The sequence below is a fragment of the Lipingzhangella rawalii genome, from assembly GCF_031628175.1.
Taxonomy (GTDB): domain Bacteria; phylum Actinomycetota; class Actinomycetes; order Streptosporangiales; family Streptosporangiaceae; genus Lipingzhangella_A; species Lipingzhangella_A rawalii.
Genome location: NZ_JAVLVT010000022.1, coordinates 1 through 11,210 on the forward strand (window position 1 = coordinate 1; position 11,210 = coordinate 11,210).

Genomic DNA, 11,210 nt, shown 5'->3' on the forward strand with positions numbered 1-11,210 from the left:
TACTTACCCAATCAAGGTGAGGAGTCGGTGTCAGGGTGGTGGGTGCACCCCGATACCGAGTTAGTCCGGCAGTAGGGGCTTAGAGCTCATCTCAAAAGCTGTCGGCGTGCTTGGCGAGGTGCTTGTAGCAGATGAGGATGCAAGCGACTCCCAGCATGGCCAGGAAGGTGGAGGCCGTGCGTTCCCAGCGCACGTTCAACCTGCGGTAGGAGCCCAGCCAGGCGATCGAGCGCTCGACCTTGTAGCGGTGTCGTCCCAGGCGTTGGGAGGAATCGATGCCGGGACGGGCCAAGCGCACCCCGATCTGGCGCTCGCGCAGCCAGCGGCGCTGTTCCCGGGAGTGGTAGGCCTTGTCACCGTGGAGCTTGGCCGGACGCCGCCGCCGGGGGCCTCGCCGCGACCGCACTGCGGGGATACCCCGGACCAGGGGTTGGAGTGCCTCGATGTCGTTGACGTTGGCCGCGGAGATCGCACAGGTCAGCGGGAGGCCCTGGTTGTCGCACAGCAGGTGGAGCGTGGAGCCTGGTTTGCCACGATCAGTGGGGTTTGGCCCCGTGTTCTCCCCCTCTCTTGGCGCGGATCGACTGGGAGTCGACGGTGGCGCGGGACCAGTCCAGCAGGGCGCGGTCTGCCCAGCTCATCCAAGATCGTGCGGTGGATCGTGGACCACAGGCCCATCTCGGTCCAGGTCTGGAACCAGCGGTGGGCGGTAGCACGGGTGACGCCGAACAGGCCGTCGGCCTTCCCCCAGGAACACCCTGAGACCTGCACGAACCGCACCGTGGTCAACACAGCTCTCTGGTCCACACGGGGACGGCCGGTCTTCGGCGCGGGAGGCAGCAGCGGCTCGACGATCTCTCAGAGCCCATCGGGCAACACATCATTCACAAGGTGTGATCATGCCAGGCGCAGGGACACCTCCCACAGCTTTTGAGATGAGCCCTCATCGACCGCATTCTGTGGTCGGCGGCGAAGAGGTAGAGCCTGCCTTACTCGGACCCGTGTGCAACACGCCGAAGCTCCGAATGGCTCTGCAACAGAGTGACCCGATATAATCACGACATGGATGATCCTCTTGTTTTTGAGATTCCAATTCCGCTTTCAGAACTGTCCGACCACCCTCTTGTCGAACATGCAAGGGAACATCTGTCTGACGGTGCATCCGATGCGGGAGTGCGGAGTGAACCGGATCCCGCCATCGACGAGCTGCACCCTCTTTCCTGAAATATCGAATTGCCGGAACCGCCGCCACCGAATGCTCCGTGACGCATGACAACCGTACGCGCGCCCGCCCTATCACATCATATTCTTCTGATTGATTCCCCTGATTCCAGGACAGCGGAGACCTGAGGGTGGGAGGCGAAGGGAAGGAGAGAGCTGCGGAGGCGGTCCAAAGATCGGTCCGCCGAGCCGGAAATCAGATGCGGATAATGGCGGAGAAAAGCGTTCCAGTGACGGCATGATTCTTCTAATAAACCGTCCCGAAGGAGGATTTCGGCGAGGCGGCTGTGGGTGAGGGCATTCGGTCTGTGGTGGTGGTCAGGGCGGGAGGACAGCGAGGTGGTCAGCGCCCGCTGCGCATCCGCTCGTCTCCCGAGTGCCAGCAGGGCCTCTCCACGCAGATAGTCCAGGCCGGCACGAGGGTAGATTTCGAACGGGTCGTGTCCCGCGCAGTCAGGGGTCAGGCGCTCTTCGGCATCCTCCAATGCGGCAAGGGCCCCGCCTTCGTCGTTGCTTCGCGCTCGTATAAGGGCGTACTGCGCGAGCAGGTAGGCAAGTTGCATCGGGACGGCGTTGGATGGGGCGGTTTCGAGGGCGCTGGTGGCCAGCCGTTCGGCGAGGCGGAAGTGCTCCAGACTCAGGGCCTGACTGCTCATTGCTCGTAGGGTGACCGCATATTGGCCTTGGTCACCGCTTCGCCGGGACATGCCCAGGGCGGTATGGAAGTAGCGCTCGGCCAACCCGGAGTAGCCTGCATCCGCGCTCATGGTGGCTAGAACGTGGACCAGACGTGCCACTTCGGCGAGCACGGCGCGCCGCAGGTTGGAGGCGAGCGGCGCGGCGAGGAGTCGCCCGACATCGTCGGCGATAAAGCCGGCCAGCGCAGAACGGGCGTATTTTCCGCCTCGGCTGCGGAAGAGCGCGGCGTAGATCCGTGTCATCTCGCGCACCATCACAAGTTCGGGCGCAGTTGAGGGAGCGTTGTCCACGGGCAGTGCGGTGTCGGCCTGCCACCCCGGAAGCTCCAGGGCTGCGGCGCTATAGACGAGGCCGGTGAGCGACGGTCGGGCGGATCTGTCGATGTCCTGGCGGCACAAGGCGATCAAGGACTCTTCGGTCCCTGTCCCCCCTGCTGCCACCGTGTAGGGGAACGGTGCGGCAGGCGCCAGCGGTACGAGCCCCGTTTCCGAGGGGGCGACCAGCCGCTGTAGTCGTCGGCTCAGTGCGGCGGCGGCCAGGGACGGTAACGGATGCCGCGGGCGAGAGCCGGAGAGCCAGTGGGCGACCGAGGTGCGGTCGCACCGCACCGCCCTTCCCTGGCCCTTGGCCTGTGAGCCGACGGCTCGTGCCAGGTCACTGGGACTCCACCCCGCCTCCCCGAGCAGTGCGGCCAGCCGGTAGTTCGGTTCCCGGCCCACTATGCCTCCTCCGGTACTTCACGAGCGCACGCCGAAGCCCGGGGGTGCGAGGACCACCACCGCCCGCCGCCGGTGCCCTCTCGGAGCAGCTGGTCGGCCGCACCGTATGCCAGGGCAGGGAGGTCACTGATTGGAAGCTCAGTGCCCTCCTCGGGAAAGACCGCCCGTCCACACGCTTCCGACATTCTCGCCAGCCAGTCCTGGACCAGGGCAGAGCGCTCTGTTGCTCTCGTCGAGGATCTGCCGGGGGTTTCCAATCCGCACCTCCCGAAGAGAGCTGGGCGGGGAAGGGAAAACGAATATGTCCATTTCCGTGGTTCTGTCACTTCAGATCCTAGTCAGAGAGGTCCTCTCCTGGCCATGACCGAATGACAAGTGTGGCGGGCTGGTGACATGATAAAAATTCGGGATCTGTTCCCACGAACCTCAGTGCTCGTAGCCGGCTACACGGCAGGAGCGAGTCCAAAGCGCACTTCAGTCTCGGGTGTGGACTCGACTGGCTACCGTGCTTCGTGGGACGCGGGGAACGTCCGGTTTCGATGGTAACGGGAATCGAAATCAGTCCGATAATCTCCACTTGAGAGGTCGTGGATATTTAGTGGAAGCGAGGCGGCCTAAACAGGGATATTTCTTCGTTGTCGCTGCGCGAATAGAATAGCGAGTACATAAACAAGATGAGCTCTGAAGCTTTTTCTTAATCATAGGAACTCCCCGGGAAGTCGTCCCGATCAGCGCACCCCCAAACATCCCATCGCACGGCCCGACACGGGCCACGCAACGTCCCCGGGTCGCCCGAAGTGTCCACGGCTGCGCGTGGCGAGTACATGGGAGATACCAGTGATTGGAAGTCTGCATCCAGGACGGTTCCGTAGAAGAGGTCGTCTCATTTGGTGAGTCCGCGGAAACAGATCACGGTGCAGGCGAGTCCGGCGAAGACGAGGAAATGCGCCCCTGTGCGTTGGTCGTGGCGGTGCAGTCTTCGGCATCCGGCCAGCCAGGCTATGGTGCGCTCAACCTGCCACCGGTGCCAAGCCCAATCGCCGGGAGGATCTCGACGTCCCTGCGGGCGATGTGTGAACGGATACCTCGTTCGCGGAGCCAACGGTGCAGGTGGACGTAGTCGTATCACTGGGCCGCATGCAGCTATCCGGGATTGCGGCGGCGGCGCCCGCTCCGGGATTGGGCCGGCCAGCTCCCCTTTTTGAGTACCCGTGTGTTGATCAAGTCGATCGCGCACCGCGACTAGTCCAGCTCGCCGCGCCAACCGAGCTTGTCCAGGACCAGGCGGTGCAGCTTGGCCCATACGCGGGCCCGGCTCCATTCGATGCCGCGGCGGTGTGCGGTCGGACCTGAGGGGCCGAAGACCGGCGGGAGCTGGCCCCAGGTGCAACCCGTGGTGGCTACGAAGACGATCGCGGCAAGAATCTTGCGGTTGGCCTATCTTCGTCGGCCACCGCCCTGGAAGCGGGCATCTCGGGCACCATCTGCTGGAGCAGCTCCCACACCCCGTCCGGGACCAGCCGCTCGACCATCGACACGCGGCCAGGGTACCGAGAATTCCAATGAGATGAGCACTGCATTCGTACGCCGACACCAGGTCGCACCAGGTTGTAGGTGGAGTAATGGGCGATCTGGTCAACGCTGTGGAGTAGGTAGCGGTTGGGGGCGGATACTGGGCGCGCGGGGCGCACCAGATAGCGCCCCGCGGGCTGCGTTATGTGGACACGTGTCACTCCCACCTCAATTCGCCATTCACAAACGTGCAAGTGTTCAACCCGTTCACGCATCTGGAGACGAAACTCCCTTTTGTCGGGCTGCATTGAGGGTTCCCATGGAAGAAGCGGCCGGTGCGGGCCCGCGCCCCCGCCCCGGCACGTGTCTGGAAGGCAGAAGAAGGGCAGGAGAGGGGTATGTGATGGCAGTGTCGCCGCCGGCCGTGCAGTCACTGGAGCAGACGGGGCGCGGGCTGCTGGAGCAGGCCCAGGCCCGGGTGCGGCCTCGGCTGCGACACCAGGTCGAAGCGCGGTTGGTCCAGAACCGGCAGGAGGTCGGGTACCACCTGGGCTTGCTGGATGAGCAGGGCCGCCCCTCCGCAGCCGGGGCGGGGAAGGCCGTGCGCCCGGCCCTGTGCTTCGCGGCAGCCCAGACGGTTGGCAGCGCCGCCGAGGTGGCGGGCGCCGCCGCGGTGGCAGTGCAGTTGGTGCACGATTTCTCCCTGGCGCATGACGACATCATCGACGGTGACCAAACGCGGCGTCACCGTCCGGCGGTGTGGGCCGCGTTCGGCACGTCGGCCGGGGTGTTGGCCGGGGACGCGCTGCTGGGGCTGGCTTTCACCACCCTCGCCGACGCGGACTATGACCCCGCGGCCCTGGCTCAGCTGGCGGAGACGGTAGTGGAACTGGTCGAAGGCGAGGCAGAGGATGTGGCCTTCGAGCAGCGCCAGACCGTGCGGCCGAGTGAGTACACCGCGATGGCCACGGCCAAGACCGGGGCGCTGATGGGGTGTGCCTGTGCGTTGGGTGCACTGGCCGGCGGCGGCGAGGAGTCTCGCGTCCGACTGTTGAGGGCCTTTGGTCGGCATCTGGGGGTGGCCTTCCAGGTCAGCGATGACCTGCTTGGCATCTACGGCCAGGAACAGGTGACCGGTAAGCCTGTGGGCAGCGACATCGCCACCCGCAAGAAGACGCTGCCCGTCCTCGCTGCCCTCGCCTCCGAAACACCGGCAGGCCGGGAACTGGCCGACCTCTACTCCTGGACGGGCGAGTTGACGCCGACCGCGGTAGAGCGTGCGGCGGAGCTGGTGGCGCAGGCTGGCGGGGTGCGTGCAGCCCGCCAGGCAGTGGATCAGGAGCTGAAGCTGGCGCACGCCGCCCTAGCCGAAGCCGACCCCGCCCCGGTCGGGCACCGCGAACTGCTTGCGCTGGCCCACCTGCTCACCCACCGCGAGCACTGATCAAGGAGCTGACGATGTCCCCCACGCACATAGGGCAAGCCCCTGCCCCACGTGAGCCGGAGCACGGGCACGACGGTACGGGCGGGGATGGAGCGCTCCGCTCCCGCCGGGTGCTGCTGGCCTCCCCGCGTTCCTTCTGCGCCGGGGTGGAGCGGGCGATCGAGGTGGTCGAGCGGGTGTTGGCGCAGCGTGGCAGCCCGGTCTACGTACGCAAGCAGATCGTCCACAATACCCATGTTGTGCGGGGGCTGGAACAGCGCGGCGCCGTCTTTGTCGACGAGCTGGACCAGGTTCCGGAGGGGGAGCTGGTGATCTTTTCCGCGCACGGTGTCTCTCCTGCCGTGCGCGGAGAAGCTGCCGTGCGCGGTCTTGAGGTGGTGGATGCGACCTGTCCGCTGGTGACCAAGGTGCATTCTCAGGCACGGCGGTTCGCTGCCCGTGGGGAGACGGTGGTGCTGATCGGCCACGTGGGGCACGAAGAGGTCGAGGGCACCTTCGGTGAGGCTCCCGAGTCCACGGTCGTCGTCGAGACGGCTGAGGATGTGGCAGCGCTGGAGGTGGCGGACCCCGCGCGGGTGTCGTACCTGACTCAGACCACGCTGGCGGTAGAGGAAACCCGTGAAGTCATCGAGGCGCTGCGCGAACGGTTTCCCGCGCTGAAGGACCCGCCGTCCGAGGACATCTGTTACGCGACCACCAATCGTCAGCTGTCGCTGGAAGCCATCGCTGGGGAAGCCGACTTCGTACTCGTCGTCGGCTCGGACAACTCCTCCAACTCGGTGCGGTTGGTGGAGGTCTGCCGTCGTCTGGGTACCCCGGCGTACCTGATCGAGGACGCGGGTGCCGTCGACCCCGAGTGGCTGCGCGAGACGGAGACCATCGGACTGACCGCCGGAGCCTCCGCCCCGGAAGGACTGGTCGAGGAAGTCGTCGAGCACCTGCGCACCTTTGGTCCGCTCACTGTCACTGAGCATGCCACCACCGTCGAGGACGTCTACTTCGCCCCACCCGCCGCCGTGAGGAAGCAACGATGACCACGACCACCGATGCTCGCCGACTTCTGGGCGGGGCCGCCGATCCCAAGGTGCTGCGAGAGCTGTCCGGTGAGGAGCTGGACGCGTTGGCGCAGCAGATCAGGGAGTTCCTGATCGAGAAAGTCGCCGCCGTGGGCGGCCACCTGGGCCCCAACCTGGGGGCGGTGGAGCTGACACTGGCGTTGCACCGGATCTTCGACTCCCCGCACGACACCTTGCTCTTTGACATCGGCCACCAGGCGTACGTGCATAAGCTGCTCACTGGCCGCGTCGAGGATTTCGACACCCTGCGCCAGGGGGACGGTCTGTCGGGCTACCTCTCCCGGGCCGAGTCCGAACACGACGTGATCGAGAACTCGCATGCCTCGACCGCCCTGGCCTATGCGGACGGCCTGGCCAAAGCCCGGCAGCTGAGCGGCGAGGACGACCGCGCGGTGGTGGCGGTGATCGGGGACGGCGCCATGAGCGGGGGCATGGCCTGGGAGGCCCTCAACAATCTCGGCGGCGCTCCGGAGCGGCCTGTGATCGTGGTTCTCAACGACAACGAACGCTCCTACGCACCCACCGTCGGCGGCCTCGCCGACCACCTGCAACAGCTGCGCGGGCAGAGCGACGACAGCATCGACTGGCTGGTGAAGAACAGCTCCCGCATCAGCGCCGGTGAGGGAACTGGCGGACCGCTGCCGGTCGCTCACAGCCTCTTCGAACTGCTCGGCTTCGCCTACCTCGGCCCTGTCGACGGACATCACCGCCCCTCGCTGGAGGAGGCGTTGCACCTGGCGCGGGAGCTGGAGCGGCCGGTTGTGGTGCACGCGGTCACCGCCAAAGGCAGGGGGTACGAGCCGGCAGAGAGTGAGCCGGATGACCGAATGCACACCTGCGGCGTCCTCGACCCGGCCACCGGAGCGCCCGCCAAGAAGGCCTCCGCGCCCGGTTGGACCAGCGTCTTTGCCGACGAAATGTGCGCGTTGGGGGACGAACATAGGGAACTTGTTGCGCTGACAGCAGCCATGCCGGGTCCCACCGGACTGGCGAAATTCGGCGAGCGCTTCCCTGAACGGTTCTTCGATGTAGGCATCGCCGAACAGCACGCCGTCACCAGCGCAGCTGGCCTGGCGACCGGAGGGCTGCATCCGGTGGTGGGCGTGTACGCCACCTTCCTGGGCCGCGCCTTCGACCAGGTCCTGATGGACGTGGCCCTCCACCGACTGCCGGTGACTTTCGTCTTGGACCGGGCGGGCATCACCGGCCCCGACGGCCCCTCCCACCACGGAATGTGGGACTTGACACTGCTGGGGGCCGTTCCTGGCATGCACGTGTCCGCCCCACGCGATGCCGCGCAGCTGCGCGAGCTGCTGGCCGAAGCCGTCGCCTACGAGGACGGTCCCACCGCACTGCGCTTCCCCAAAGCAAGTGCCGGGGCGGACATTCCGGCCCTGGAACGTATCGGCCAGGTCGACGTGCTGCACCGTTCCAGTGTCGCCGACATCCTCATCGTCGCCGCCGGGCCGCTGGCCGCCCCTGCCATCGAGGCCGCCGAAGCCCTCCAGGCGCAAGGCATTGGGGTCACCGTCGCCGACCCACGTTGGGCACTTCCCATCCTGCCTGAGCTGACCCAACTCGCCGCACGCCACCACCTGGTGGTCACCGTCGAGGACAACATCCGCCATGGAGGGCTCGGCGCCGCCCTGACCCGCGCCCTCGCCGATGCCAGCAACGCCACACCCCTGCGGGCCTTGGGCCTGCCCGGACGCTTCATCCCGCACGGAAACCGCAATGACTTGCTCTCCCAGGCCGGTCTCGACGCCGAGGGCATCACCCAGGCCATCCTGCGAGCCTGTGCCCCAGAGCCCTTCCAGCCCGCTAAGGAGCGCTGAGAAATGACCAGTACAGACCTCGGCATGCCCGCTCCCAGCACCCCGGGCACGGGCCAGGCCCCGCAAGTTCCGGTGCGCCGCCGCACACGAAAGCTGAAGGTCGGCGATGTCTCCGTGGGCGGCGACGCGCCGATCTCCGTACAGACGATGACCACCACCAAAACCGCCGATGTGGACGCCACGCTGCAGCAGATCGCCGAAGTCACCGCAGCGGGCTGCGATATCATCCGTGTCGCTGTACCCACCAACGACGATGCGGCGGCCCTGCCGGCCATCGCTGCCAAGTCGCCGGTTCCGGTCATCGCAGACATCCACTTCCAGCCCCGCTACGTCTTCGCTGCCCTGGAGGCCGGGTGTGCCGCGGTACGCGTTAACCCCGGCAACATCAAGCGGTTCGACGACCGCGTCGGTGAGATCGCCTCCGCCGCCTTGGCTGCCGGTGTGCCGATCCGGATCGGCGTGAATGCCGGTTCCCTAGACAAGCGGCTCCTGGCCAAACACGGCGGCCCCACCCCCGCAGCCCTCGTCGAGTCCGCGCTGTGGGAAGCCTCCTTGTTCGAAGAGCACGGCTTCCGGGACGTGAAGATCGCAGTCAAACACCATGACCCGCTCACCATGGTCGCCGCCAACCGTCTCCTCGCCGAACGGTGCGACTACCCCCTACACCTGGGGGTGACCGAGGCCGGCCCCGCCTTCCAGGGCTCCATCAAATCCGCCACCGCCTTCAGCATCCTGTTGGGCGAGGGCATCGGCGACACCATCCGCGTCTCCCTCTCCGCCCCGCCCGTCGAACAGGTCAAGGCCGGTTGCCAGATCCTCTCCTCACTGAACCTGCGCCCCCGCAAGCTGGAGATCGTCTCCTGCCCCGGCTGCGGACGTCTCCAAGTCGACCTCCACAAGCTCACTGGTCAGGTCGAGGCCGCCTTCGACGGCTTCCCCCACCCTCTGCGTATCGCGGTAATGGGCTGCGTCGTCAACGGCCCCGGTGAAGCCAAGGAGGCCGACATCGGCGTCTCCTGCGGTAACGGCAAAGGACAGATATTCCACAAGGGTCACGTCATAAAGACAGTCCCCGAATCGAAAATCGTCGAAGCCCTCCTCGACGAAGCCCAGTCGCTCGTGGAAACTGACGTCCCGCGCGAGGATACGCAGTGATGGCGGGAGAGATAAAGACCGCGACGTCCGTTCTGCAATCGAAGAACCCCCTTTTCGGAACGAAGAAATTCGCACTCTCTTGTGCTCTCCGCATGCCAGGAAGCCTGGCTGTGTCGATGGGTTCCCGGACAATATTGGGATTATATTTTTCTCCTATTGCGCCGCTCTGTCTCTCGCGGAATTCAGCTTTACTATGCTGCAGGCGGCCATGCGAACATCGTGACAATCGATATTTCTTTGTGGGGATCCAGGTGGCACCTGCAGTTGCCGAAGCTCATTAGAGATGAAAAATAAATGGAAAGCAGAATTGAAGAAAGACCTCGATTCGCAAATGCATCGCTCTTCTGGTGAGACCTTAATTCGTCGAATCCGCGGAATTTCGTTTGCAGGATGGAGTTTCGTAATTTCTAGGAAGTGGTTGGATGAGATTCTGTCGAGTGAGTGCTTTCGAGTGGAGAAGGTGCCAGAACATCAGTAAGGTGGCTCGCTTTGTCGCCCTGTGAATTCATGGACATATTTCGTATATGCGGACAGGAGCTTGTTGATGTTCAGAAACAATACTTCCCCTAACCTTCGGTTTATCGAGAATTCCGATTACCGATCCATGGTCGGAGATGTCATCCACTCCGGCCTCTTCGGCCAGGCCGCTGAAATGGGCCGACTTTATAGGCCCCAGGTAAACCGTGCGCAGATCGCCCGAGAGATAGAAGTTCTCACATCCGAATTCCAGGATTACGGAATTAATGTACCTAGGGCGCTGATCAAAGACCTTGTCCTTATGCGCGGGATACAGCTTCCCACATCTGAAGATAAATTGGCGCTGGCTCTGAGTAGAGCCTACGTATTTGGAACGTATGCTGACGACATCTGCTGTCGAAGCCGAAACGATTCTTTCGATCTTCTTCAGGGGTGCGTTTCTAGGCAACCAGGAGAGACATCTCAGCTCGGCTCCTACGCGGATATGATGCTGAATGAGTTGGGAGAATTCAGCGACAAAGAATTCATGGGGCCTTTCGGGATTTTCTTCTACATGGGGGTGCTCGGATGTGTTGTTGAGAACGAGTTCGCCGAGGATGTGACCGACAGCATTGACACTCAGTATGTCCGAAGCCTCACAGGGTTCTGTGAGATGTGGTTCACCTCGCTCCAGTTCCTGGATCCATGTCTTTACTTCAGCAGAAACATGGGGTTCTGGGCGCCATCACTTTCCTTCATGGTTAAATTTCTGAACGATTTCAACGACCTTCTGTCGTTCTACAAAGAAGCAGTCAATGAGCATGATTTCGCTGTAAGTCGGATTTACCGAAACGCAATTCGTTCCAGGAAGGCGTATGTCGACTGCTACGGGGATACACTTAATTCTGGGGTTGATGCCTACCATCGAATTATGGATCTCGGAAATGAGGAGCAGCGGCCTTTTCTGGAAAATTATATGCAAGGATTCATCTACTGGCATCTTCATGTTAAGCGATACCGTTGGTGGGAAGTCTACCCAGATATTTACCCGGTCACAGACGTAGTTGAGAAGGCTCTTCAGTCGTCCTGATTC

Annotated in this window: 6 protein-coding genes and 2 pseudogenes; 5 read left to right on the plus strand and 3 right to left on the minus strand. The window is 63.8% G+C overall.

All coding sequences use genetic code 11. The annotated features are described in order from the left end of the window. Positions 1-91: 91 nt before the first annotated feature. From RIF23_RS20420 to RIF23_RS20430, 3 genes and pseudogenes are all read right to left on the minus strand, one after another. Positions 92-855, minus strand: a pseudogene (locus RIF23_RS20420) (IS5 family transposase). Positions 856-1,301: 446 nt separating this feature from the next. After that, the gene (locus RIF23_RS20425) at positions 1,302-2,639 is read right to left on the minus strand and encodes a hypothetical protein (protein ID WP_310914258.1); all 1,338 of its coding nucleotides are present in this window, start codon (positions 2,637-2,639) and stop codon (positions 1,302-1,304) included. An 883-nt stretch (positions 2,640-3,522) separates the two neighbouring features. After that, a pseudogene (locus RIF23_RS20430) lies at positions 3,523-4,177 on the minus strand (transposase). A 377-nt stretch (positions 4,178-4,554) separates the two neighbouring features. On the opposite strand from RIF23_RS20430, the gene RIF23_RS20435 reads away from it, so the two are divergent. The 5 genes from RIF23_RS20435 (at position 4,555) to RIF23_RS20455 (ending at position 11,207) form a co-directional block, all read left to right on the plus strand. Then, the gene (locus RIF23_RS20435) at positions 4,555-5,595 is read left to right on the plus strand and encodes a polyprenyl synthetase family protein (protein ID WP_310914259.1); all 1,041 of its coding nucleotides are present in this window, start codon (positions 4,555-4,557) and stop codon (positions 5,593-5,595) included. A 14-nt stretch (positions 5,596-5,609) separates the two neighbouring features. Next, the gene (gene ispH, locus RIF23_RS20440) at positions 5,610-6,629 is read left to right on the plus strand and encodes a 4-hydroxy-3-methylbut-2-enyl diphosphate reductase (RefSeq protein ID WP_310914260.1); all 1,020 of its coding nucleotides are present in this window, start codon (positions 5,610-5,612) and stop codon (positions 6,627-6,629) included. Next, complete coding sequence (dxs, locus tag RIF23_RS20445) at positions 6,626-8,506, plus strand: 1-deoxy-D-xylulose-5-phosphate synthase (RefSeq protein ID WP_310914261.1); 1,881 nt, start codon at positions 6,626-6,628, stop codon at positions 8,504-8,506. The genes ispH and dxs overlap by 4 nt, the downstream gene beginning before the upstream one ends. A gap of 3 nt (positions 8,507-8,509) precedes the next feature. After that, complete coding sequence (ispG, locus tag RIF23_RS20450; RefSeq protein ID WP_407659523.1) at positions 8,510-9,661, plus strand: flavodoxin-dependent (E)-4-hydroxy-3-methylbut-2-enyl-diphosphate synthase; 1,152 nt, start codon at positions 8,510-8,512, stop codon at positions 9,659-9,661. A 544-nt stretch (positions 9,662-10,205) separates the two neighbouring features. Further along, a complete protein-coding gene (locus RIF23_RS20455; protein WP_310914262.1) occupies positions 10,206-11,207 on the plus strand; it encodes an isoprenoid biosynthesis enzyme family protein in 1,002 nt (333 codons plus the stop codon). Positions 11,208-11,210 lie beyond the last annotated feature (3 nt).

Coding starts and splice junctions, on each gene's coding strand:
- RIF23_RS20435 (WP_310914259.1), top strand. CDS start 4,555: ATGGCAGTGTCGCCGCCGGCCGTGCAGTCACTGGAGCAGACGGGGCGC.
- ispH (WP_310914260.1), top strand. CDS start 5,610: ATGTCCCCCACGCACATAGGGCAAGCCCCTGCCCCACGTGAGCCGGAG.
- dxs (WP_310914261.1), top strand. CDS start 6,626: ATGACCACGACCACCGATGCTCGCCGACTTCTGGGCGGGGCCGCCGAT.
- ispG (WP_407659523.1), top strand. CDS start 8,510: ATGACCAGTACAGACCTCGGCATGCCCGCTCCCAGCACCCCGGGCACG.
- RIF23_RS20455 (WP_310914262.1), top strand. CDS start 10,206: ATGTTCAGAAACAATACTTCCCCTAACCTTCGGTTTATCGAGAATTCC.